Below are 24,395 nucleotides of genomic sequence, written 5' to 3'. Positions count from 1 at the left end.
CCAACCCGCCCATGCACATCATGTCAGCTCGAAGCCTTCGTGCAAGGCCGGCACAGCGACGTTGGCGATACCCAGTTGGCGGATGCCATCGGCCAGGGCATTGGCCGACTCCGGTTCACCATGCACGAGGAAGACCTGGCGCAGGCGCGGCCGTTCCATGCGGCCAACCCACTCCAGCAGATCACGCCGGTCGCCATGCGCACTGAAGCCCTCGACACGTTCGATGGTGGCGCGCACCGTGTGGGCCTCGCCAAAAATGCGCACCGGCGAGACGCCATCCAACAGGCGCCGGCCGAGGGTGTTCTCAGCCTGAAAACCCACAAAGAGAATGGTGCTGTTGGGGTCGCCGATGTTGTTGCGCAAATGGTGCAGGATGCGGCCCGTTTCTGCCATGCCCGACGCGCTGATGATGATGGCCGATTCACGCAGGAAATTGAGCGCCTTGGAGTCCTTGACCTCACGTACGTAGTGCAGGTTCTTGAAGCCAAAGGGGCCGCCGCGCCCCTCGGCCTGATCGAGCAATTGCCGCGTTTCGGCGTCGTAGCACTCCGGGTGCAACCGGAAGACCTCCGTGATGTTCGTAGCCAGCGGGCTGTCAATGTACACTGGCAGATTGGGAATCTCAGCCTCTTCGGTCAGTGCGTAGAGCGCATAGAGCAGTTCCTGTGTGCGGCCCACGGCAAACGCGGGCACGATGATCTTGCCGCGCCGCCGAAACGTCTGCTTGATAATGGTAGCCAGGTGGTCCTGGGCCTCGACCGGCGTTTCGTGCAGACGGTCGCCATACGTGCTTTCCATAATCACATAGTCAGCCGTCGTCAGCCGCGCGGGATCACGCAAAATGGCGAGGCCCTTGCGGCCGAGGTCGCCGGAGAAGACCAGGCGCGAGGTGCGGCCGGCTTCCTGGCAGTCCAACTGCACCATGGCCGAGCCAAGGATGTGCCCGGCGTCGAAGAATGTGAAGATGACGCCGGGTAACAGCTGGGTTGGGCGCTCGTAATCGGCCGTCATGAAATACTTGAGGGTGGCCAGGGCGTCGGCGCGTGTGTAGAGCGGTTCCACCGGCGGTTGCCCCTCGCGGGCGCGACGTTTATTGACAAACTCCACGTCGCTCTCCTGAATGTGGCCGCTGTCTTGCAGCATGGAAACAGACAGGTCGCGCGTCGCAGGCGTGGCCCAGATTGCGCCGCGAAAACCCTGCTTGACCAGGTTGGGCAGGTTGCCGGCATGGTCAATGTGCGCATGCGACAGGATGACGGCGTCAATCGTGGCTGGGTCGAAAGGGAAATGCAGGTTGCGCGCGTAAGTTTCGGCGCGCGCCCCCTGGTAAAGTCCGCAGTCCAACAGCAAACGTTGGCCATTGACCTCGATCAGGTGCATAGAACCGGTCACCGTTTGCGCGGCGCCGTGGAATGTCACTCGCATTGGGAATCCTTCTTGATACTATGCTGCAAGCGGGAATAGACTTCACTTTTCCGCCTAAGGAAACAGGCGCAATTCGTGCCCACTTGCAGTATAGCGGTCTCGTTCAGCGACGGATGTCGAGCGTGAGGGGGCTCAGGGCACATGGCTGAGCACGGTCAGAATTTCGGGTCCGTACAGATCTTGTTTGGCGGGACCAAAACCGTCACACGCGGCCAGGTCGGCCAGGGTAGTCGGGGCATGGCGGGCAATCACCATCAGCATCTCGTTGGTCATGACCACATCGGCATCCACGCCACGCGCGGCTGCGCGTGCGGTGCGCCAGGCGCGCAACGCCTCGTAGCGGGCGGCGGCGCTTTCGTCTGGCCGCACCAGGTGCTGATGGGCACGCTTGGGCGCCACCGGCGCGGGGCCGGCCGCAGCCTTCTGCATGGCCTGCACCAGATCGGCGCCAAAACGGCGCATGAAGCCTTCGTTGAAGCCGGACATCGTCAACAGTTCGTTGAGTGAGGCGGGCAGGCGTTCGGCCAGGTTGATCAGCGTCTGGTCGGACAGCACCTTGAATGGTGGCTGATCGAGCATGCGCGCCTTCTCCTCACGCCACAGGTAGGCCACGCGCAGGGCCGCCAGCCGGCCGCCGTCCAAACTACGCGCATCGCGCAGCCGCCAAAAGCCGTCAGGGTCGAAAGGACGATGCACATATTCGATAGAGGTGACGCTGGCAAAGGCATCCTGTGCTTCGGCCAGGCGCCCGCGCTGGCTCAATTCCTGCTCCAGGCGCACGCGCAAATCGAGCAGGTAGTGGGTGTCCAGGCGCGCATAGGCCAATTGGGCACGCGTCAGGGGACGCTTGCCCCAGTTGGCGCGCTGCATGCGCTTGTCCATGATCACGTCGAACTGTTTTTCCAGGATAGCGCCCAGTCCCACTTCGGGCCAGCCGAGGATGCGGGCGGCCCATAAGGTGTCGAAGATATTCACGAACGCAAACCCATAATCACGCTTCAGCATGAGAACATCGTTCTCCGCGGCGTGAAAAATCTTCAACACCTGCGGGGCCGCAAACAGCGCCGCGAGCGGGCGCAGATCTAACTCGATGGCGAGCGGGTCAATGATATAATCGCCGATGTCATGCCCATTGATCCCCTGTGGCTGCCGCACCGACAGTTGAATCAAGCACACCTTATGAAAATAAGCGAAGAGGCTGTTGGCCTCGGTGTCAACTGCCACCGCCTCGGCAGCCAATAGCTGTGGCAGCAAGGTATCGAGTTGGGCTGTGGTGTGAATGACGATCGGCGGCGGCAGGCTAAGTTGTGCTGATTGAGGCGCCGGCTGCACAGAGCCGACAAAACGGCGTGACATGGCGATTCCTTCGACAGATTTTTTCCCAGGCAATAGTCGTCATTATCGCAGATTTGAGCAGGATGTCAAAGTTGTTGGCTTGCCAACTCAGAATAATGTGGTATACTTCTTGCAGTTCCCCCTGTGCTGCAATGCTTTGCCAACAGATAGGAGGCGCCCCAGGAAGATTCTCATCATCCGACTCTCATCATCTGACTCTCGTACCTAACCGGTAAGGACGTTGGAACGGTTTTGGCTCTTAGCCCTGCCCTGCCAGGAAACACGGAATCCACGGTGATTTCTAGCCTTCACCCTCTGGCCCGTTGTTGCAGCCTGATTATTTTTGCGCCGCGCATCCGAGCAGCATCGGCAACGGATGTCTCCGGCAGTGGCGACCGCATAGTTCTGTCTGACGTCCGCACCACAATTCGCAACTCAATCTCAATTCGCAAGGAGCTGCATTTCAATGGCTAGTGTAACGTTCGAACATGTTTACAAACGATGGGGTGATGTCACCGCGGTCAACGACCTGAGCATCAGCGTCGAAGACAAGGAATTCCTCGTCTTCGTTGGCCCTTCGGGCTGTGGCAAGACAACCTCATTGCGCCTGCTCGCCGGTCTGGAAGAGATCAGCGATGGCACGATCAAGATCGGTGAGCGCGTCGTCAACGATGTGCCACCCAAAGACCGCGACATCGCCATGGTGTTCCAGAGCTACGCGCTCTATCCCCACATGAGCGTCTACGACAATATGGCCTTTGGCCTCAAACTGCGCAAGATGCCCAAGACCGAAATTGACAAGCGTGTCAAGAACGCGGCAGACATCCTGGGCATTCTGCAACTGCTCGACCGCAAACCCAAGCAACTCTCCGGCGGTCAGCGTCAGCGTGTGGCCGTTGGTCGCGCCATCGTGCGTGAGCCAAAGGTCTTCCTCTTCGATGAGCCGCTCTCCAACCTGGATGCCAAGCTGCGCGTGCAAACCCGTGCCCAGATCAGCAAGCTGCATCGCCAGTTGGGCACCACCTTCATCTATGTGACCCACGACCAGGTCGAGGCCATGACGATGGCCAGCCGCATCGCGGTCATGAAGGATGGGCTGCTGCTGCAGATTGACTCACCGCAGAATCTGTACGACCGACCGTCCAATGTCTTCGTGGCCGGCTTCATCGGCAGCCCCTCCATGAACTTCTTCGAGACCACGCTGGTGGAAACCGATGGTAAGATGGTCGTGGATGGCGGCACCTTCCGCCTGGATATTCCAGGCACTCGCGGCGAAGACATGCGCAAGCATAAAGGCCAACAGGTGATCTTCGGCATCCGCCCGGAGGACATTCACGCCCGCGGCTATCAGCCGCAGGATATCAGCCCGGCGCCGCTGCAGGCCGATGTGGATGTTACCGAACTGATGGGCAACGAAATTTTCCTTTACCTGCTCTCAGGCAAGAAGCAATTCGTCGCCCGCGTAGACCCGCGCACCCATACCGTGGCCGGTGACAAGATTGACGTTGTCTTCAACATGGACAACGCACATTTCTTCAATCCCAAGACGGAACTCGCGCTGCGCTAACAACCTGTCCCAACACCTGTCCTGGCCGATCTCCTGACCGAGCCAGGACAGCATCGTCAATGCGCAACAGAGGTCAGATCGCCGTTCCCGCCGCCACCGCGAGGGGACGGGCATCTGGCCTCTTTGATTTCCTGGACACCTTTGTGACCCAACAACTCGTCAGCGTCATTGCCACCGTGCTCAACGAAGGCGACGCGGTTCGCCGCTTGCTCGACAGTCTCCTGGCGCAAACCCATCCGGCCGATGAAATCATCATCGTGGACGGCGGTTCGCAGGACAACACCGTCGCCATTCTGCGCGCCTACCAGGATCGCCTGCCGCTGCGCATCCTGGTGGAGCCGGGCTGCAACATCAGCCAGGGGCGCAACCGTGCCATTGCCGCGGCCCGCCATGAGATCATCGCCTCCACCGATGCCGGGGTCTGGCTGGAAGCGGGCTGGCTGGCCGCCCTCCTGGCTCCCTTTACCCAACCTGGCGCCGCAGATGGAGCGCCCGTGGAGGTGGTGGCCGGTTTTTTCCAACCCGACGCCACGACACCCTTCGAAATTGCCCTGGGCGCCACCGTCCTTCCTGCGCTGGCCGACATCGCCCCGGCCACCTTCCTGCCTTCCAGCCGTTCGGTCGCGTTCACGCGGGCAGCCTGGCAGCGAGCCGGCGGTTATCCTGAATGGCTGGACTACTGCGAGGACCTGATTTTCGACTTTCGCCTGCGTGAGGTGGCTGGCCCCTTTGCCTGGGCGCCGCAGGCCGTGGCGCACTTTCGGCCACGCAGCACCTTGACGGCTTTCTTCAGGCAGTACTACCGCTATGCCCGCGGGGATGGCAAGGCCGACCTTTGGCGCCGGCGCCATGCCATCCGCTACGCCACCTACCTGATCGCGCTGCCAGTCCTGCTCGGCCATGCCCTGTGGGGACGCACCGCGCGCGGCGCCGGCTGGTTGGGCCTGCTGCTCGGCTTTGTGGCCTATCACCGCCGCCCCTGGCAGCGCCTGCGCGTCGCGTGGGAACCGCTCACATGGCCGCAGCGTCTGCTGACGCTGGCGCTTGTGCCGGTGATTCGGATTGTGGGCGATGTGGCCAAAATGATCGGTTATCCCGTTGGCGTCCGCTGGCGTCACGATCGCCGGTTTTGACCGCCCTCACGCGTCGTGCTAGAATTCGAGTCGCACGAGGAACCATGCTCGATTTAGCCATCATCATCGTCAACTACAATACATGCGCGCTGCTACGTGACTGCCTGAACTCCGTCTTTGCCAGCGAGGGCGATACTTCATACCGGGTGTGCGTGGTTGACAACGCGTCAGCGGATGGCAGTGTGGACATGGTGCGCCGCGAGTTCCCGCAGGTTGATCTGATCGCCAGCCCGGTGAATGGCGGCTATCCCTACGGCAACAACGTCGGCCTGCGTCACCTGGGGTTTCATGACCAGGCAACCGACGGCGTCAGCATGGCGCCACGCTTTGCTCTTCTGCTCAACCCTGACACCATCGTCCCGCCAACTGCGCTGGCTGACATGCTGGCCTTTTGCGAGGCGCGGCCTGACTGTGGCGTGGCCGGGCCAAAACTCCTGCGGCCGGATGGCAGCCTTGACCTGGCCTGCCGGCGCTCGTTCCCCACACCGGCCGTTTCGTTCTATCGCATGGTGGGCCTCAGCAAACTCTTCCCTCGCAGCCCGCACTTTGGCCGCTACAACCTGACCTACCTCAGCCCGGATGTCGTCACCGAGCTTGATTCTGTCGTGGGCGCGTTCATGCTGGTGCGCGGCGCGGCGATCGCCCAGGTGGGCCTGCTGGACGAAACGTTTTTCATGTATGGCGAGGACCTTGACTGGGCCTTTCGGATCAAAGAGGCGGGTTGGAAGGTGTGGTACAATCCGGCGGTGACCGTCCTGCACTACAAAGAAGCAGCCAGCCAACACAGCGACAAGGCACGCCATGAATTTTATCGCGCCATGGCCATCTTCTACCGCAAGCACTATGCGGCGCAGACCGCCTGGCCCATACATATCCTGGTGCTCGGGGGAATAACGCTGCGTGGCGCCCTAGCTATGGCCGGACGCAGATTCAAGGCCTGGCGCCAACGTCGCCCACACGCGGCCCGCACGTCGGAACAGGCAGGAGCATAACAGGTGGGAGCGCTAGGAGCATCAGGAACGTTGGGAGCATCAGGAACACAATGAAGCGTTCACAGTTCACGCTGGTCGTGGTGATGATCACCATGGACACCTTAATGACCATAGTGGCCTTCTTGTTGGCCCACCGTCTGCGCATGGCCATCGCGGGGGATAGCGTCGGCCCCGTGGTCAACTATCTGCCCATCCTGCCACTGCAAGTCGCCAGCATCCTGATCGTTTTTCTCATGCAGCGGCTCTACTACCGGCGTCACAACGCGCCTTACCTGGACGAATTCTACACCCTCTTTGGCGCCGTTTCCATTGCGACGCTGATGAGCGTCGCGTTTACCTCGCTCCTCTTCCGCGATCAGATTGACTACCATCGCTGGATGATGATCTACCTGTGGGCTTTGACCCTGCTCCTCGTCACCCTGGGCCGCATCCTGGTGACACGCGCCCTGCGCCTATTGCAGGCGCGTGGCATCGGTCAAGGCCGGGTCCTCCTGATCGGAACCGGGGATGCGGGGCGCATGATCCTGCAGAAGATTCTACACACGCCCAACCTGGGCTATCACATCGTCGGCGTGGTGGATTCCAACGTCAGCGCCGCGCCCGTGGAGGCAGTGCCGCTGTTGGGCACACCGGCCGACATTCCACAGATCATCGAAGACTATCGCGTGGATGAGGTGATTGTGGCGTTGCCCGAAGCCAGTCATCAGGAAATCCTGGGCATTGTCTCGATGTGTGAGCGCGAAAAAGTGAGTATTCGGGTCTTCCCCGATGTCTTCCAGATCATGGCCAATGAGGTCAGTATCAGCGACTTTGGTGGCCTGCCGCTCTTGACCGTGCGCGATGTGGCGCTGCGCGGTTGGAAATTGGCGCTCAAACGCACGGTTGACGTTGTCGGCGCCAGCTTGACGTTGCTCTTTATTTCGCCCGTGATGATGTTGACCGCTCTGCTCATCAAGCTGGAATCGCCCGGCCCGGTGTTCTATGTGCAGGAGCGCATGGGCCTGGATGCCAAACCGTTCCCCATGCTCAAGTTCCGCTCCATGCGCGCCGATGCCGAGACCAATGGCCCAGGGTGGACGGTGAAGAACGACCCGCGTCGCACCCGCTTTGGGGCGATCATCCGGCGCATCTCGCTCGATGAGCTGCCGCAGTTCATCAATGTCCTGGTCGGCGACATGAGCCTGGTTGGTCCACGACCGGAGCGGCCGGTGTATGTGGAGCAGTTCCGTCAGCGCATCCCGCGCTACATGGACCGCCACCGTGAGAAGGCCGGCCTCACCGGTTGGGCGCAAGTCAACGGCCTGCGCGGGGATACGTCCGTGGTGGAGCGCACCAAGTACGACGTCTGGTATATCGAAAATTGGTCACTGGCGTTGGACTTCAAGATCATGATCCAGACGGTTCTCAACGCCGCGCGTCGCAACAACAACGCCTATTGAGCCTGGAACGCGACCAAAATAAAAAGCGAGGCGCACCGATTTGGGTGCGCCTCGCTCTTTGAGTTGATGAAGCGGCTCGCTCGACGTTGTCTCAGGTCGGTAAATGCTCAATACTCGACGAACTTGGGCAGTTCCTTAGCCTGGTTGACCCAGTCTTGTACCATCTGCTGGGTGGGAGTGCGACCCACCAATTTCTTGGCCGCGTTCACTTCCAGCAGCTTGGCAAACAGGTTGTCTGCTCGACGAGTAGCCAGTTCTTTGACGGTGTCCACACCAGCCTCTTCGAGCAAATTGGAGTAGGCAGAGCCAATACCCCGGATACGAGCCAGGTCCGCGCGATTCACCAATTCCAAAATATACTTGGGATCCGCACCGGTCTTGCTGGCCAATTCCTTGCGGCCGACCAGCGTACGACCAACATCCAGCAGTTGGTCACTATCCTTCATTCCATGCTCACGCAGGCTGCTATGCAGGTCAGTCGTAATACCACGTAACTCTGTCATGCGCACTTTCATTGTCTCATTTCCTCCCGTCTGTCAGTTTATGGGTGAGGCAGCAGCGGCCAGTTTGGGGACGGCATCGCGTTGGGCGTCGTCTCGCTCACCCTGGTTCTTCACGCTCACTGGTGATGAGAAGCCGAATTCTGCGTCACCAGGTCCATCAACTCACCCATGTTTGTTGGTTTCTTTACCGTTTCAAGGTTTGCTCCCAACTGCTGGGCGTTGCACGATGATAGCCAAAGCACCTTTCAATCCATATTACATCCGATAGGGGGCATCTTCATGCTGCAGATGGATGCGCGCATCGCTGGTCGTTTTGCGGGTATCTTTTCAATAATCCGGGGTAGGGGCATGGCCTTGCGCCTGCCCGCGTGGGCGACCGCAAGGGTGCGCCCCTACTGACTCCCGGGCCAGAGATGTTGCTCCTACGAACCCTCAGGGCTGTGACGCTGAACGTGAGGCTGATGACGTGCTCACGGGCGCTGCCGCCCGCCCGCGGCCAAAGCGGCGCCGATTACGCCGGCGCCCACTCTGTCCCGCACTGTCGCCATCGCGACCGTTGGTGTAGCGGCCATAGTAGTAATAGTTGTAGTAGTAGTAGCCGGCCCCACGGGTGGGTACGCGGTTGAGCAGCACGCCGATGACCCGTGCTTTGACCTGTCCCAGGCTGGCCAGGGCACGCCGCGCCACCTCGCGTCGCGTGTGCGCCGCATCCAGAACCAACAGCACGCCGTCGGTGTGGGTCGAGAGGATGGCGGCGTCGGCCAGGGCAACCACCGGCGGCGTGTCCAGAATAACCATGTCGGCATGTGCATTCAAGGCGGCGATCAGGTCCTTCATGCGTGATGATCCCAGCAATTCCGCCGGATTGGGCGGTAGCGGGCCGGCCGTCAAAACGCGCAACCCGGGAATCTGGGTCTCTTGCAGCAAACCTTCGACAGAGGGGTGATCGGCCAGCAGGGCGCTGGTCACACCCACGTTGTTGGTGAGATTGAACACGCGATGCAGCCGAGGGCGGTGCAGGTCGGCATCCACCAGGATGACCTGTCGCCCGGCACGGGCCACGGCCGCGGCCAGGTTGGCCGAGGTCATGGATTTGCCTTCGGACGGCGCCGGGCTGGTGACCATCAGGGTGTGCAGCGGGCGGTCCACGGAGGCGAATTGCAGGTTGGTGCGCAGCACACGGTAGGCCTCGGTGGTGGCGGAATGATCGTTGATGAGGGGAGCCAATTCATTGCCGGGAGTAACCTCATCCATGACTGGCACCGCGCCTAGCGTGGTTAGCCCCAGGGTCTTCTGCACCATATCCGGGCTTTTGAAGGTGTCATCCAGGTATTCGAGCAGGTAGGCGGCAGCGGCAGCCATCACAAAGCCAACGGCGGCGGCCAAGAGGATGATGATGAGGCGATCAGGCCCGATCGGTAAGTTCGGGGGCTGGGCCGCCTCGATCACGCTCAGTTGGTTGAGCGCACCGCGCTGGGTGTTGGCCAACAGCGCGGCGTAGTTGGACTGCAACGAATTGAGTTTCTGCTGCAGGCCCGTGATCTGGGCCTGGGTGTCAGCAATCTGACGGGCGCTGAAGAGGCCGCCCAGTTCTTCTTGCTTCTTGGCAACATCCTGCTGCGTATCGGTGATCTTGACCTGGAGGTCATCCAACTGATTGTTGATGAAAGCCTGGCGGTCCTGTGTCGTTTGATCAGAGGCTGTGGGTGTCTGCAAAATCAGTTGCTTGGCCAATTCATTGGCGACGGCCGCGGCCCGTTCGGGGTTGGAGTCTGTGACCACAATCTCCATGAGCTGTGTGTTGGGAACCACACGCACCCCGTAGTCGGGGACCGACTTGATGTTGAGGGCCTTGGCCGTTGCGCGGCGTACCGTGCTGCGCTTGGCAATATCCGTGTATGTCGTAGCCAGTTGCTGCGTCAGGAAAAACTCGTTGCCGCTCGGGTTTGGGTTCTCGATGGCGCGACCAACGAGCAACGTGACCCGTGCCTGATAAATCGGCGCCTGGCGGCTGGTGATCAGATAGCTGGCAGCAACGGCAATCACCGTCGCTGCCAACAACAGCCACCACCAGCGACGCAAGGGGAGCAGGTACTCTTTCAGTTCCACAATGATGCCTCACAGCCAAAACAGATGGGGATTAACTATCGAATAGCGCGCCAGCAGCAAAAAACCACGGTGGCCATTGCGACGCCCGGCATTTGTGCCATTGCTGACAGGATTACTTGAGCCAAATTGGGTCCCAATCCTGGTAGGGAGAGCTAATCATAACTCGTTGATTGCTGCCGTCGGCGTTCATGATCCACAACTGGCGCCGCCCCGTGTCGCGATTCGACCAGAAGACGATTTGGTTGCCATCAGGCGACCACGACGGGTGCTTGTCCCATTCCCAACTGTTGATGGTCAGCCGCTTCAGGTCGGTGCCATCCACATTGATGACGAAAATTTCGTCATTGCCCGGATTCTGCGAGACGAACGCAAGCCGATCGCCACGTGGGGAAAAGGCCGGATCGAAGCTCCAACCGCTGCCGTTGGTAATTTGACGTGTCGTGTTGAACTCGTTGTCCTGCACATGGACCTGCGGCACGCCCACCGTATCGTTCTGTACGAAAGCCCGGTAGCGGCCGCTGACCGAGCGCATTTCGTTACGTTGAGCCGCGTTGAAGGGCCAGCCCTGGGTCACCCAGACCAGGCGGTTCACCGAGAGGTCAATCATATAGTACTCGGTGACCTCCTGGCGATCGCTGCGGAAGAGGATGTTGCCAATCATCGCGCGAGGCAATGTAGCCGGCGCCGTAGGAGTCGCCGTGGCCTGAGGGGTGGGCGTCACGCGATCAAGGTAAACCAACAGTGGCAGCGGCGTCGGCGTGATCGGAATGTAGGGCAGGGGGGTGTAGGTGCCGGTGGTCACCGCGACCGCAGTCGCCTGGGCCGCCCGGTAGACAGCAGTCGCGCCGTTGATTGGCGTGCCGGTTGAGGTGGCGATCAGCGGCTGCGGGGTGAACGGGGTAATGGTGGCAAGGACCACACTGTACGGGAACGGAGTGGGGGTGCCGTTGGCGCGTGCGTTGGCCGTGGCCGCCACGATTTGCGCGGCGGCCGTGAGGACGTTTTCAGGAACCACGGTAGGCCGCACGATGATGGGGGTAATGGCGTTGGTCGGAATCGGCGTCAGAGTACCGGTGATGATGGTCACCGCGGTGGCATAGGCGGCCTGATAGGTGGCGGTGGCGCCGTTGGCCGCGACCGATGTGCTGATGACAACCGGCGGCAAGCCTTGCAGGGCAGCCTGCGCCTGGGCGGTGGCCTGGTTGCGCGGCGTAGGCGTGGGCGTCACCAAATTGTAGGGGGTCGGGGTGTTCGTGCCCACCGTGGTCGCCACATAGGTGGCGGTGAGGGCATTGGCCGCCACCGTGAAGATGTTGGCCGGCGTGGGCGGCAGGGTCACGACGATGAAGTTGCGCGTGGCGGCGGGCGGCGGCGTGGCCGGCGCCGAGGCCAGGCTGAGCACCATCTGCGGGCCGTTGCCGGTTGAGGCAGGGCCGCTGCCTGAATCCCAGGCAAAGAGAGAGTTGGCGCCGCCGGCCGGCCCCAGGATGCGCACAATGACCGATGTGGTGCCATTGATGACCTGCTGGCTCAACCAGGTCTGGGCGCCGCTATCCAGTTCCCAACTGTTGACTTGGGCGGTTTTCAGGTCGGCGGCATCGAGGGTAGGAAACAGGCTCACAGGTGCAGATGCATTGAAAATAGTCTGAAAATCGGCACGCGGCAGGTCACGAATGGTGTCTCCGCTCAGAAGTTGTACCGACCAGGCGCCGCCCGCTGTGGCGTCGAAGCGCTGTTCATTCAACCCAACGAGGCGCAGAGTGGCCTGGCGAATGGGTGCGCCGCGGGGCATGCGCGTCAGGTCGAAGCGGATGGCCGCGATGAAGACCTGGCTATCGAAGAAGCCTGCATAGAGGAACGAATCGCCGAGGTGGTTGCCCCGTTCTTCGCTGCTCACCCACCAGCCGGCCTCACCAGGCTGCGCCGGTATGGTCAGCACCTGGCCCCCCGCTTCGGGCGTTGGCGTAAAGAAACGGGTGGGGGTCGCACGGTCGGCCGCCGGCGTTGCCGCGGCCGGGGCGGGCGTTGCCGTCGGTGCGACGGCCGCGGTCGTCTCACGGGTCGGCTCCGTGCTTGCAATCACAACAACCGCCGTGGGCGTTGCGTTTGGAAAGAGCGAGTCTCGAACGTATACGCCCGCAACAGCCAACACGACCACCGCAATGGCGGCCAGCAAGAAGGTACGCGCAGGAAAAGGTCTATTGGTCATAAAAATCTTGTCAATTGAAGTGGATAACGCATTTCGAGCGTTTCGTGTGAGTATACTAAAAAACAGTGGATACGCCAAACCGGCAGTGACGCCTGACGAGGGCGCCGGCGGTGGGGGGCAGCCGCTGTTTTCATGCTCAGTAGGCGCCGCGACTGCGCAGCACGGCGGGCGGCGTCTGCACGAAGAGAATCTGCAGATCGCGCCAGATAGAATAGGTGCGAATGTAGTGCATATCCAGGCGCACGCGTTCTTCGTACGACACGTCTGAACGCCCGGATACCTGCCACAGGCCGGTGATGCCCGGTTTGACGGTCAGCAGGTTGAGCTTGAGGCGGCCATATTCGTCGCCCTCCTCCGCCGTGATCATACGGGGGCCGACCAGGCTCATCTGCCCCAGCAGAACGTTGAACAACTGCGGGAGTTCATCGAGGCTGAAACGGCGTAACCAACGTCCCACCCGCGTGATGCGTGGATCGTGCTTGAGTTTGTGCTTGGCCTTCAACTCGGCAGCCAGTTGAGGATAGCGCGCCAGAACCTCCTCCCCATTCACAACCATGGTACGGAACTTGAAGGCATCGAACGCTTTGCCACCCACGCCCAGGACACGACGCCGGTGCAGCACCGGGCCAGGGGAATCGAGTTTGATAGCCAACGCCAGGACAGCCATCACCGGCGCCGCCGCCAGCATCGTGATGAGTGCCAGGACGTAGTCGAGCGCCGTCTTGATGATGACCTCGACTGGATCCAGACGCAGGCGATTGAGACTGATGAGAGGGACGAAACCCCAGGTGCGAACCTTGACGCCCGTGGTCAACACCTCGAAGAGGCCGGACGACAGGTGTAGCTCGGTGTGGGGTAAGGTAGCCAGGTCCTCGTGCAGGTCGAGCAGTTGCTCACGGTGCAGCGCGGTGGTGGCGACGATCACTTCCTGGATGTCCAGGCGCCGGGCAATGTCCGCAAGCTCATCAATGCTGCCGAGCAGAGGGGCAATCTGGGAGCACTCACGCTGCCGGTTCTCGCCATCACGCGCCACGTCGCTGTCAACGAAGCCAACGATCTGGACACCCGAACTGGCGCTGTGGCGCAGGGTCTGGCCCAGGGCCAGTGCTTCGCTGTTGATGCCGACGATGATGGCGGGCGAGACGAAGAACCCCCAATGCCGCAGTCCATAGGCCACCCGACGCAAGGCAAAGCGCGCGGCGCAGACCAGGAGGAAAGAGAGGAGCCAGGCCGCCAGCAGCCAGGCGCGGGCCACAACGAACTTAGGCTCGAAAAAACTAAAGAGCACGATCGTCATGACGCCGATGGTACACGCATTGAAGGCATGCGCATATTCCGCCGTGCCGCCAAGCAGAAAATGAAAATCGTACAGTCTCGACAGGGCGAAGATCGCAAGCCAGATGGGGATCAGGATCAGCACCAGGCGCGTGTAGAAGGACTGCGCCGGCATGATCTCCGGCGCCAGGGTAATATGCAGATCGAAACGGACAATATACGCCAGGTAGAAGGCCAGGGCCAGCATCAGGGCGTCGGCCGCGACCAGGGTCATGCGAAACAACGAACGAGCCAACGGGCGTCGCACGTGGGAGATGGTCAAAGCGGACGACAGGGTTGACGTTACACGAGTCATAGAACGCTCCTCGATGACACGGGGATATGCCGGGCGACCGAAGGGGCGGCAGCTTCAATCGCGGCGCCGTTGGCGGATCAGCTCGGCGTAAATCGCCTCAAGCTGCGCGGCCACGTCGCTCCAGTCATGATATTGTTCGACATAGGCGCGCCCCGCCTGTGCCAACTCGGCCTGGCGGGCCGGATCAGCGAGCAGGGCCACAATGGCCGCGGCCATGTCGGGAGCAGAATCGGCCACGATGAGGGCTTGCGCCGGTTGACCTGCCAACGCCGAGACGGCCTGGCGGCTGGCAATCACCGGGGCGCCGCAAGCCAGCGCCTCCAATACTTTGTTCTGAATACCGGCCCCATACAGCACCGGCGCGACCGCCAGGGTTGCGCGCTGCAAGTAGGGCCGTACATCGGGGACTTCGCCGGTCACGGTGATGTGCGCAGGGTTCGCAGCCGCCAACTGGCATAAACGGGAAGGCGGGTCTTTGCCTACAATCCACACCATCGTGTCTGGCCGCCGGCGCCACACCAGGGGCATGATGTCCTGCAACAGATGCAGAGCCGCGGTCACATTGGCATGATAGCTCATCTTGCCCGACAGGACGACGGTAGCGGCGTCGCGCTTTACCTCATCCGGGCGAAAATAGGCCAGATCAACGCCATTCGGGAGAACAGTCAGCGGGTTGGCAGGGTCGGATGATGTCAATCCGGCCAGCTCGGCGAAAGCCTGCCGATCCACCGGGGAAGTGACCAGCACTCGCTGGAATTGGCGCACGAGCCAGCCCTCATAGCGACGGGTGCGCCCCAATTCCAAGCGTGTCAACCAACGGCTTCGACGACTGCGGCTGTGCTGGCTGGCCTGCTGAAAGAGATGCGCGATACTGTCTACGGCATCCCAGACCAACGGCGTCCCGGCCTGATCTGCGGCCAGGGGCCTGAGCGAAAGTCCATAGCGGGCGCCGCGCAGGTGTTCGCTGTGAATGACATCGGTCTTGGCTGTTGCCATGTGCGCCCGCAGCGCCTGGGCCAACTGCGGCTGCCAGCAGTAGCTGGCCTGCATCGGGATGCCGGTGGGGACGGCCAGCAGGCTATTCCACGCGGCCCGCGTCTTCGACAGCGGCGCCGCCATCACCTCGACGCCAAGCTGCTGCCAGTCGGCCAACGCAGCCCGTTCCCCTTCCGATTCCCACAGTGTCGCCAGGGTGACACGGTGGCCGCGGGCGACGAGGCCGCGGAGCAGATGATAGGGCCGCGTGCGGATCGGCGTCGGTGTGTAAGGAACGATGTAAAGGATGTAAAGGATGTGCATCATGGCCTGGATTGGGAACGACGCGCGATCAGCGACTGCAAGCGTAACAGGGCTGGGCTGGCGAAGATGAGCAGGACCCCATCCACGGGCAGGCGGTAGCGTACTAACGCCCAGGAGAGCAAGTGTACCACGGTGTACACCCCCACAAATAGCCACAATAGAGACCAGCGTCGCCAATCACGGGCGGTCAACCAAAGACCGACGCTGATGAAAGGAAGCGCCAGACCAAATGATAGCACACGTACAAGATTACTCAGCAAGCTAGATTCAGATTCAGGCCAGAACATGAAAAATGTGCGCAAACGACTCAGCGAAAGGAGTATATAGCGCCCGGGGTCTTGCACGACAAAGCCCAGGCCGCGGCGCAAGAGAGCCGAGTCGAGGGCGGCTTCATCGAGTTGACGCAGCTCTGCCGGAATCAGACGCTCATAGGGCGCCTTACCGGGCAGGATGGCGACAAACTGCGTGCCGTAGATGGGATGATTGGCCCAGAAGAAGGCGTAACCGGCGTTGGTGTTCAGGGGGACGAAATGACCAAACGCCCGATAGTTGCGCACGGTCCACGGCAGGATGAGCAGCAGCACGACCGCCAGCGCCAGCAGGCTACCGCGCAAACGGGCGCCGAGGCCGGGCGGCGCCGCGACTTCCGCTGGAACAAAGCCGCGGCGGCCCGGCGCCAGCCAAAGCCACAGAAACAGGACGGGGACGAAGACCAGGAAAACCTGGCGCAAGAGCACGGTCACGCCCACGGCCAGCCCCAGCAGCGCCCACTGCCGCTTGCGCCAATCGCCATGCGCCAGGGTCAGGCCACGATCGAGCGTCCACAGGATGGCGGTGATGTAGAACGACTCGGTCATCAGCGCAGCGCTGTAGTAGGCAAAATAGCCATAAACGGCCGACCAGGCGGCCGCCGCCAAGCCCACGGCGGCGCCGCCAACGCGTCGCCCAACCCGGAAGGTCAACCAGGGCCACAGCAGGCCGACGATGAGGGCCTGAATGAGGCGCGCCGCCAGTGGCTTGACGCCAAACACGGCGTAGACCGCGGCCAGATAGAGGGTGTACAGGTAGGACCAATGGGCCGTCGGTTCGTTGGCGCGGGTCACCGGCCACCAGTCGGTGGGCATGGTGAAGCCGTGGCCGTCGAGCACGCGCTGCGCCAGGGTGTGATACGAAATCTGGTCCACGATGCCCGGCAGCCCTTCGACCCGGTTGCCCATGACCAGCACCGCGGCCAGGCGCAGCGCCAGCGAGGCGAGCAGGACGAAGAGGAAGAGGCGGGTGGAGATCGGAGATCGGAGATTGGAGATTGGGGATTGGGGATTGGAGATTGGGGATTGGAGAGAGTGGAGATTGTTGGTTCATGGTAGCGAGTTCGATCCCTGCGTCCTTGCGTCTCTGCGTCCTTGCGTTGAAAAAGTCACGCTGGGTAGATGGCGTCCAGCAGGGTGTATTCGCGGCGCCAGTCGTAGCGGGCAGCCAGGAGACGACGGCCGTTGGCGGCCAGGGCATCGCCCTGCGCCGGGTCTTGCAAGAGCTGCACGGCGGCCGCGGCCAGGGCGGCGGGCGTGTCGGCCACCAGCAGGTCACGGCCCGGCGTCACCTCGATGCCTTCGCAGCCGATCGTGGTCGAGATCACCGGCAGGCCCCATTGCAGCGCCTCCACGATCTTGACCCGCATGCCGCCGCCGGAGCGCAACGGCACGATCAGCGCGGCGCTGGCGGCCAGGAAGGGCTGCGGGTCGGTCACGTAGCCGGGCACGATGACGGCGCCGTCCGGAGCGGTAGCCGAATCGCGGGCGCTGGCCGCCGCCTGCAGGTCGGCCGGGGGCCGTGCGCCCACAATGAAGAGCTGGGCTTGCGGCGCCTGTTGGCGCACCAGCGGCCAGACTTCGCGCAGAAACCAGCGCGCCCCATCGGCGTTGGGCGGCCAATGCAAACCGCCGAGCAGGAGTAATCCTCGCGCGGCCGGCTGGCGCTTCAAGGGCGGCGCGGCGGAGTCCACGCAGATGGGCATGGTCCAGCGCTGCGGCGGCGCCGCCGGGTCGGACGGCAGAAGGGTCTCGATGGCGGCCCGATCTTCTGGCGTAACGGTCAGGAGATGATCGAAGCGGCGATAGCATTCACCTTCGGCCCGCGCCATCAGGCGGGCCTCACGGCGCAAAAAAAGGCGCAGGGCCGGGTTGCGGGTTGCCGCGGCCATGCGCTGAGGGATCAGATAGTAGGCGTTGTGGGCATCCAGGACCAGACGCGGCGCACTCGCATGCGCGACGCGGCTCGCCTGCCAGGCATAGTCGGCCATAGCCAGTTGGTCGGCGTGAATCGCATCGAACGGCTCTGCCTGCACCAGTTGCTGCAAGAGCTGATGCATGGCGCGGCGCTCATCGCGCAGCAGGGTGTAGGGCTGCCCACTGACCAGGCTGCGCGCCAGGCTGCGGGCTTCGCCGGCCAGGCTGCGCGTCATCGGCACAGTGTGGACCGCGTGGCAAACCGTGCGTAGATGGGCCAGCGCGGCCGGCGGATCGCTGGCACGGCTGAAGGAGACGAGGGTCACGCGGTGACGCGCCGCCAGGTAACGCAGCACGAAATAGGCGCGCACCTTCGCGCCAGAGTCCAGGGGATAGGGCAGAATTTGCGTCAGGAAAAGAATGTGCATTCTTAGTGTTTCTGCGCGCGCCAGGCCAAAGCAGCCAAGCCAAAGGCGGTCGTGCTGTAGAGGTAGTAGAGCAGATGCAGCGGCACAAAGGCCAGGACAAAGCCGAAGCCGCGCTGACGCCACAGGAAGCGATAGAGCGACCGGTTGAGCCAGAGCACGCCGGCGAAGGCGCCCAAGCCGGTCAGCCCCGCCGGCGGTGCGATTTGCTGCACAAACGCCGGTGGGGACGCGGGCCGGCGGCGGGCGTGCAGCCACGCCCCGGCCACGCTGCCAACGATGCCCCAGGTCAGCAGCGCGCTGACACGTTGCGACGTGTGACCATTGAGGTCGTTGGGCAGCCGCCGCCGCTCCAAAGCGAGCCAGGCCCACGGCCAGGCGCGGTCACGCACATCGGACCGCAGCAGGGAGAGCAGCGTCCAGCGCTTGATGTGCGTGACCAGCAGCCCTTTGTCCAGGCGAATCGGGTAGCCGGCCGCAGTCAAGCGATAGCCCAGCTCGATGTCCTCGATGCTGGGCCGCCGATAGCGCTGCTCGTCGAACCCGCCGACCGCCTGCCAGGCCGACCGGCGGATGGCGCCGCAGCCGGCCCAAAAGGTCGTGGCGTCAGGCCTGGCTTGCTGATGGGTGAAGTGGTGCAGCAGGTTCTTGGCCTGCGACACGAAGTTGGCGGCCAGGGGACGATCGTCGTATGAGCCAAAGATGGCCGCGACCGTCGTTTCGTTCTGAAACGTGGCGGCCAGGCGTGACAGGGTCTCCGGTCGCACAACCACATCGGCGTCCAGAAAGAGCAAAATGTCGCCCTGGCTGACGGCCGCGCCGCGGTTACGCGCCGTCGCCGGGCCGTGCGCCGCGCCCGTCAGGCCCACCCGTTGCACCGCGAAGGCCTGGCAGACAGCCGCGGTGTCATCGGTGGAGGCGTCATCCACCACGATGCACTCGAAGGCGGGGTAGGTGGAGCGCTGCAGGGCAGGCAGGCTGTGACGCAAATAGCCGGCCGCGTTGTGCGCAGGCACGATCACCGAGATGGTCATGCCGCCTGATTCGAGGTGCGACAGCGGTAAGGCGTAGGAATCGTAGGAATCATGGGAATCAAAGGCCGGGCAACAGGCGCAGCACCTGGCCGTAACCATGCAGCATCGGGCGGGCCTGCGATCGCTCGGCCGGATTGCGCAGCCAGCGCAGGCTCCAGAGGCCGAGGCGCACCAGGATCGCCAGGGCGAAGATCAGCTTGAGCAGCAGCACCCGCCCGCGGCCGCCGGTGTGCTGCCGCCCGTTTCTATAAAAGCGGGTGTAGCTGCGGTAGAGATGGGGCAGGTTGCGCGCCGGCGCCTGGCGCATGCTGTGCTGACCCGCGTGCGTGATCCAAAGCTGCGGGTGATAGACGATGTCCCAGCCGGCCCGCTGCGCACGGCGGCACCAATCGGTTTCCTCCAGGAAGAGAAAGTAGCCGGCATCGAGCGGCCCCACCTGCTCCCAGGCGCGGCCGCGGATGAGGAGGCAGGCGCCCAGGAGATGATCCACCGACCGCGGCGCGCCCAGTTCGGCGGCCTGAAATTCGCTGCGCTGAGCCAGGGGCAGCCACGGCAGCTTCCACAGGTAGAGCGCGTCGGTGAGGGCCATGCCCAGGTCAGGGTAGCCGCGCCAGCAGGAGCGCTGCGGGCTGCCGTCCAGGTTGCGCAACTGCGGCCCCAGCGCGCCCACCGCAGGATGCTCATCCGCGTAGGCCACCAGGCGCCGCAGCATGTCCGGCGGAACCTCGGTGTCCGGGTTCAGCAGCAGGAGGTAACGGCTGTCGGTCTGGCCGGCCGCCTGGTTGTTGGCCGCGGCAAAGCCCAGGTTGGCGGTGTTGGCAATCAGATGCACCTGCGGAAAGGCGCGGGCCACCGCCTCCACCGTGCCATCGGTCGAGGCATTGTCCACCACCCAGGTTTCCACGTCCAGCCCCGCCGCGCCGGCCGGCAGGCTGGCCAGACAGCGCAGCAGCCAGTCGCGCGCGTTCCAGCCCACGATGATGATCGCCAGGTCAGCCGCCATGACTCGAACTCCGACTCAAACCTCGATGCCTTCCAGCGCCGGATCCCAGGCGGGTAAACGCAGATACTTCGCCAGGTGACGCCAACGGATATTGCCCAGGTCGGCCGCCCAGACCGCGGCAAATTGCCCGACATACTGGCGCACGAGCGATTCAACCTGCGCGCTGCGCGCGCCCGCGCCGGCTACCAGCGGCGGACGAAAATCAATCGTCACCTGGCCGCCCGGCTGCAGTGAAACGAACACCGGAATGGCGGCCGCGCCCGTGTTGAGCGCCATCTCCGCGAAGCCAATACCAAAGCTGCGCTGACGGCCATGAAAAGGCACGACGACGTGGCGCGGGGTCTGATAGCCGTCGGCCGCCACATGAAAGACGCCGCCCTGTTTGAGGATGCGTTGCGCCTCCAACAACTGTCGCGCGAAGCGTGTGCTCTGCGTTCCCCGCGCGCCATCCTCGGCGTTTTCAGGGGAAATCGCTCCGCCGAGTTGCAGGCGGTCGGCAAAACTGGTCAGCCCCACCTCCAGCAGGCGGCGCTTGCCGCCAACGAGCATCATGTCGGTGATGCCCTGGCGTTCGAGCAGGGCCATGGGCAGCGCGTTGTAGATCGAATGGGAGTGCAGGAGTATGACGCCGCGCCGCGCGGCGTAGGCCTGGGTCAGATGCTCCAAACCGCGCACCGACACCCAGCGGTCGAATTCAGGGGCCGGCGCGGCGAGCAGCGTGCTCAGCCGCCAGTGCGACCAGGTGTTGCAGATCAGGCTGTGGCGCACAATGGCCGCGATAGACGCCGGCTGCCCCATCGCGGCCAGCGTCTGCTGCACCAGGCGCACCTGCGGCCAGTAGAAGGCCCGCTGCGCCCAGCCCTGGCCGCAGAACCAGGCCAGAAACGCGCTGCCCTGGCTGTAGGGCAGCGTCGCGCCGGCCAGGCGCCGACCGCCGCGCCGGAGACTGCGCTTGAGCAGTTGGCTGCTCCGCCTGATCTGACCTGTTCCCCAGGCGAGGGGAGACGCCGTTTTGTGCAAAGGCTGGGCGGGAGTCAGGCCGGGGGGCGCAGCCGGTTGCGGCGACGCGGACGCCGGAGAAGACGGCGTAACCGTTGGCGCCAGGCTGGCGCGCAACGAGGCGGCCAGCGCGGCCACCGTCAGGTTATCAACCTGTGCGCTGACCGCGTCGGTTTGACCGAACTGTTCTTCGATGAGCAGATTCAGCTCGACCACACCCAGCGAATCGCCGCCCCGCGCAAAGAAATTGTCCCCTACTCCCACCGTCGGCGTCTTCAGCACCTGGCGGAAGATGGCGACCAACTGCGCTTCCAGTTCATCGGCCGGGGCAGACGCGGCTTCCTCCGCCTCCGCATCCAGCTTCCAATCGGCCACGGCCTCGAACTCAGCGGCCAGGTAGGCGGCGCGCGTGGCCTGGCGCTGCAGCTTACCGCTGGAAGTCTTGGGCACCATGCCCCGCTTCACCAGTTGGATGCCATGCACCGCAACGCCGTGCTGTTCCGCAATGGCGCGGCGGATGGCATCCAGCGCCTCGTCCTGGTCGGTCGCCGGGTCGAAGCCGCGCTCCACCTCCTGCACCACCACCAACTGCTCGCTGCCGTCCACGTTCACCGCAATGGCCGCGCCGCCATCGGTGCGCAGCTTGGGATGGCTGCGCTGCACGGTCCATTCGATGTCCTGCGGGTAGTAGTTCTGCCCGCGGATGATGATGATGTCCTTGATGCGGCCGGCGATATACACCTCGCCCTCCCACACAAAGCCCAGGTCGCCGCCGCGCAGGAACGGGCCTTCGTGAGTGTCGGCCAGGTAGGCGCGGAAGGTCACTTCGGTTTCCTGCGGTCGCTGCCAGTAGCCGGCCGCCACGCTGCCCCCTGCAATCCAGATCTCGCCGACCTCATCCGCGGCGCAGCGCGTGGCGTTGGCCGGGTTCACGATCTCGGCGCACACATCATCCGAGACGCGGCCGCAACTGACCAGCTTGAGCGCGTCGGCCGCCTGGCTCACCACCACCTGACCGCGGCTCAGCGCCTCCCCATCCACCGCCAGATAGCGGGGAACATCGCTTGCACGGCGAACCGTGGTAGCCAGGGTCGCCTCAGCCATGCCATAAGCGGAATAGAAGGAATCGAAATCGAAGCCGCAAGGCGCAAAGGCCCCGGCAAAATTGGTCAGCGTTTCCCAGCGGATTGGCTCCGCGCCGCAAGAAGCAAAACACCAGGTTTTCAGATCGAGTGCGGGAAGAGGCCCTTCGGTCGCCTTTTTGGTCAGCAGTTCGTAGGCAAAGTTGGGCGCGCCGCTGTGCGTCCCTCCGTAGCGGGTAATGGCCTGCAGCCAGCGCAGCGGTCGCTTGAGAAACGCCGTGGAAGACATCAGGTAGCAGACTCCGCCTGAGTACAGCGGCTGCAGCAGGCCGTTGACCAGGCCAAAATCATGATGATGCGGCAGCCAGCTCACGACAACGCTGTCCTGCCCATAACCACCGATGCGCCCGATGTAATCGCATTGGTGCGCGAGGTTGGCATGGGTCATCATCACCCCTTTGGGGCTGGCCGTGGAGCCGGAGGTGTATTGCAGATAGGCCAGCGCGTCGGGCGCCACCCTGATGTTCGCGGCATCGCCTGGCTCGTCCGCGCCCAGCGCATCGGTGGCCAGCCAGGGAATCGTGCGCAGTGCGGGCAGCTCGTGGGCCGTGCCTTCGATCTGCGACACGATGTTCGTCAGGGTCAGCACGGCCGACGCCTGGGCATCGTCCACGATGGACTGCAAGCGCGCCAGCGAGTTCTTCAGGGTCAGCGTGCCGAGCAGAGGCGCGGGCACGGCAATGACACCGGCGTAGAGGCAGCCAAAGAACGCGCTGATGAACTCCAGACCGGCCGGGTAGAGCAACAGGACACGCGCGCCGGCCGGCAGCGTGCGGCGCAGATGGGCCGCAATGGCCCGCGCCGATGCGTCGAGTTGATGACAGGTGAGGGTGACGGTCGGCCTTTCCCCTTCATGCAAGAAGGTGTAGGTCACGCGCGCCGGCTCCTGCGCTGCGCGCTGCTGCAGGATGTCCACGAGGGTGGGCAGGGCCGCAGCCGCGCCGTGTCCGGCAGAGATCGGTGCTTCGAGGTCGGTCTTCATGTTGAAAATTCCAGGGAGGGATCATGGGACAGTTGCTCCGCTAACTGCTGTTCGCGGGCCAGGCGCTGCTGCAAACGCACGCGCCCGGCGGGGGAGCGAGTTACAAAGCGCAGGATGCGCCAGGCCAGGCCGCGAGCAGCGGCCACCAGGCGGAACAGGGTGCGCAAACGGCCGGCCGCGGCCGGCCCGTAGGCGCGTTCGAAGAAGCGCACCTTGCTGGCGTACAGTTGCGCGTAGCTCGCCGCGCCGCGCTGACGGCTGCTGGCGCCGCCGTGATGAATGACCTTCACCGCGGGCAGGTACCAGACCTGCCAGTTGTGCCGCCACAGGCGCCAGCACCAGTCGGTCTCTTCGCTGTACATGAAATAACCAGCGTCCAGCCCGCCCACCTGGTCAATGGCCGCGCGGCGGACGAGGAGCGCCGCGCCGGCCACCCAATCCACCGGGTGGCTGGGTTCGTTGATCCGCGGCCGCGGGCTGGGCGCGTAGGGGCCGCTGAGCCAGCGCGCCAGGCGGGTGATGAGAAGAAATTCACTGACGAAGGTGGGGAAGCGGGCGTAGGAGGCCTGGAAGCTGCCATCCGGGTTGACCAGGGTCGGGGCCACCACCCCGGCCTGCGGATGTTGTTCCATGAAACTGACCAGTGCGCTGAGTGCGCCAGGGGTCACTTCGGTGTCGCTGTTGAGCAGAAGCACGTAACGTCCGCGGCACAGGGCCAGCGCCTGATTGTTGGCCGCGGCAAAGCCCACATTGGTCTGGTTCTCGATCAGGTGGACGTGGGGAAAATCGCGACGCACCATCGCCGTGCTGTCGTCGCGGGAGGCGTTGTCAACCACCACGATCTCGTGGTCTCCGTCTGGCGGATAGGTGCGCAGAGAGGTCAGGCAGGCGGCCAAGAGATCGCGCGTGTTCCAGGAGATGATGACAATCGAAAGCATCGGCCC

17 protein-coding genes are annotated in these 24,395 nt (G+C 63.4%); 4 read left to right on the top strand and 13 right to left on the bottom strand.

From position 1 onward, the window contains the following. Positions 1 to 18: 18 nt before the first annotated feature. The gene (locus tag IPF85_RS26445) at positions 19 to 1,425 is read right to left on the bottom strand and encodes an MBL fold metallo-hydrolase (RefSeq protein WP_343411046.1); all 1,407 of its coding nucleotides are present in this window, start codon (positions 1,423 to 1,425) and stop codon (positions 19 to 21) included. A 132-nt stretch (positions 1,426 to 1,557) separates the two neighbouring features. Beyond that, positions 1,558 to 2,781, bottom strand: a complete 1,224-nt coding sequence (locus IPF85_RS26440; RefSeq protein ID WP_343411045.1) for an HRDC domain-containing protein — start codon at positions 2,779 to 2,781, stop codon at positions 1,558 to 1,560. Between the two features lie 445 nt (positions 2,782 to 3,226). Between IPF85_RS26440 and ugpC the strand changes: the two genes are divergently transcribed. The 4 genes from ugpC to IPF85_RS26420 are packed head-to-tail and all read left to right on the top strand — an operon-like array spanning position 3,227 to position 7,891. Beyond that, entirely contained in the window at positions 3,227 to 4,327 is a 1,101-nt protein-coding gene (gene ugpC, locus IPF85_RS26435) for a sn-glycerol-3-phosphate ABC transporter ATP-binding protein UgpC (protein WP_343411044.1), read from the top strand. A 59-nt stretch (positions 4,328 to 4,386) separates the two neighbouring features. Then, positions 4,387 to 5,460 (top strand): glycosyltransferase, encoded by a 1,074-nt coding sequence (locus IPF85_RS26430; RefSeq protein WP_343411043.1) that lies wholly within the window; start codon positions 4,387 to 4,389, stop codon positions 5,458 to 5,460. 44 nt (positions 5,461 to 5,504) lie between these two features. Further along, positions 5,505 to 6,452, top strand: coding sequence for a glycosyltransferase family 2 protein (locus IPF85_RS26425; protein ID WP_343411042.1), 948 nt, complete (start codon positions 5,505 to 5,507; stop codon positions 6,450 to 6,452). 50 nt (positions 6,453 to 6,502) lie between these two features. Further along, positions 6,503 to 7,891 (top strand): undecaprenyl-phosphate glucose phosphotransferase, encoded by a 1,389-nt coding sequence (locus IPF85_RS26420; RefSeq protein ID WP_343411041.1) that lies wholly within the window; start codon positions 6,503 to 6,505, stop codon positions 7,889 to 7,891. Between the two features lie 107 nt (positions 7,892 to 7,998). Here the strand turns inward: IPF85_RS26420 and IPF85_RS26415 are convergent, their stop codons facing one another. The 11 genes from IPF85_RS26415 to IPF85_RS26365 form a co-directional block, all read right to left on the bottom strand. After that, positions 7,999 to 8,394 (bottom strand): DUF4332 domain-containing protein, encoded by a 396-nt coding sequence (locus IPF85_RS26415; RefSeq protein ID WP_343411040.1) that lies wholly within the window; start codon positions 8,392 to 8,394, stop codon positions 7,999 to 8,001. 432 nt (positions 8,395 to 8,826) lie between these two features. After that, positions 8,827 to 10,503 carry a polysaccharide biosynthesis tyrosine autokinase gene (locus IPF85_RS26410; RefSeq protein WP_343411039.1) on the bottom strand — a complete coding sequence of 559 codons (1,677 nt, stop codon included), beginning with the start codon at positions 10,501 to 10,503 and terminating at the stop codon, positions 8,827 to 8,829. 112 nt (positions 10,504 to 10,615) lie between these two features. Next, positions 10,616 to 12,712, bottom strand: coding sequence for a hypothetical protein (locus IPF85_RS26405; RefSeq protein WP_343411038.1), 2,097 nt, complete (start codon positions 12,710 to 12,712; stop codon positions 10,616 to 10,618). Positions 12,713 to 12,848: 136 nt separating this feature from the next. Continuing rightward, the gene (locus IPF85_RS26400) at positions 12,849 to 14,342 is read right to left on the bottom strand and encodes a sugar transferase (RefSeq protein ID WP_343411037.1); all 1,494 of its coding nucleotides are present in this window, start codon (positions 14,340 to 14,342) and stop codon (positions 12,849 to 12,851) included. A gap of 54 nt (positions 14,343 to 14,396) precedes the next feature. Next, on the bottom strand, positions 14,397 to 15,644 hold the full coding sequence (locus IPF85_RS26395; RefSeq protein WP_343411036.1) for a glycosyltransferase: 1,248 nt from the start codon (positions 15,642 to 15,644) through the stop codon (positions 14,397 to 14,399). After that, positions 15,641 to 16,858, bottom strand: coding sequence for a glycosyltransferase family 39 protein (locus IPF85_RS26390; protein WP_343411035.1), 1,218 nt, complete (start codon positions 16,856 to 16,858; stop codon positions 15,641 to 15,643). Before IPF85_RS26390 ends, IPF85_RS26395 begins: the two co-directional genes overlap by 4 nt. Before the next feature lie 200 nt (positions 16,859 to 17,058). Then, positions 17,059 to 18,294: a glycosyltransferase gene (locus tag IPF85_RS26385; RefSeq protein ID WP_343411034.1), complete on the bottom strand. Its 1,236-nt coding sequence runs from the start codon at positions 18,292 to 18,294 to the stop codon at positions 17,059 to 17,061. A 2-nt stretch (positions 18,295 to 18,296) separates the two neighbouring features. Then, entirely contained in the window at positions 18,297 to 19,325 is a 1,029-nt protein-coding gene (locus tag IPF85_RS26380; protein ID WP_343411033.1) for a glycosyltransferase, read from the bottom strand. A gap of 58 nt (positions 19,326 to 19,383) precedes the next feature. Then, positions 19,384 to 20,328, bottom strand: coding sequence for a glycosyltransferase family 2 protein (locus IPF85_RS26375; RefSeq protein ID WP_343411032.1), 945 nt, complete (start codon positions 20,326 to 20,328; stop codon positions 19,384 to 19,386). Between the two features lie 15 nt (positions 20,329 to 20,343). Then, on the bottom strand, positions 20,344 to 23,451 hold the full coding sequence (locus IPF85_RS26370) for an AMP-binding protein (protein WP_343411031.1): 3,108 nt from the start codon (positions 23,449 to 23,451) through the stop codon (positions 20,344 to 20,346). Continuing rightward, entirely contained in the window at positions 23,448 to 24,389 is a 942-nt protein-coding gene (locus IPF85_RS26365; protein WP_343411030.1) for a glycosyltransferase family 2 protein, read from the bottom strand. Before IPF85_RS26365 ends, IPF85_RS26370 begins: the two co-directional genes overlap by 4 nt. Between the last annotated feature and the right edge of the window lie 6 nt (positions 24,390 to 24,395).

Origin of the sequence: Candidatus Amarolinea dominans (assembly GCF_016704685.1) — a bacterium.
GTDB lineage: Bacteria > Chloroflexota > Anaerolineae > SSC4 > Amarolineaceae > Amarolinea > Amarolinea dominans.
The sequence above is the reverse complement of the archived record's forward strand: the minus strand, read 5'-3'. Positions and strand labels throughout refer to the sequence as shown.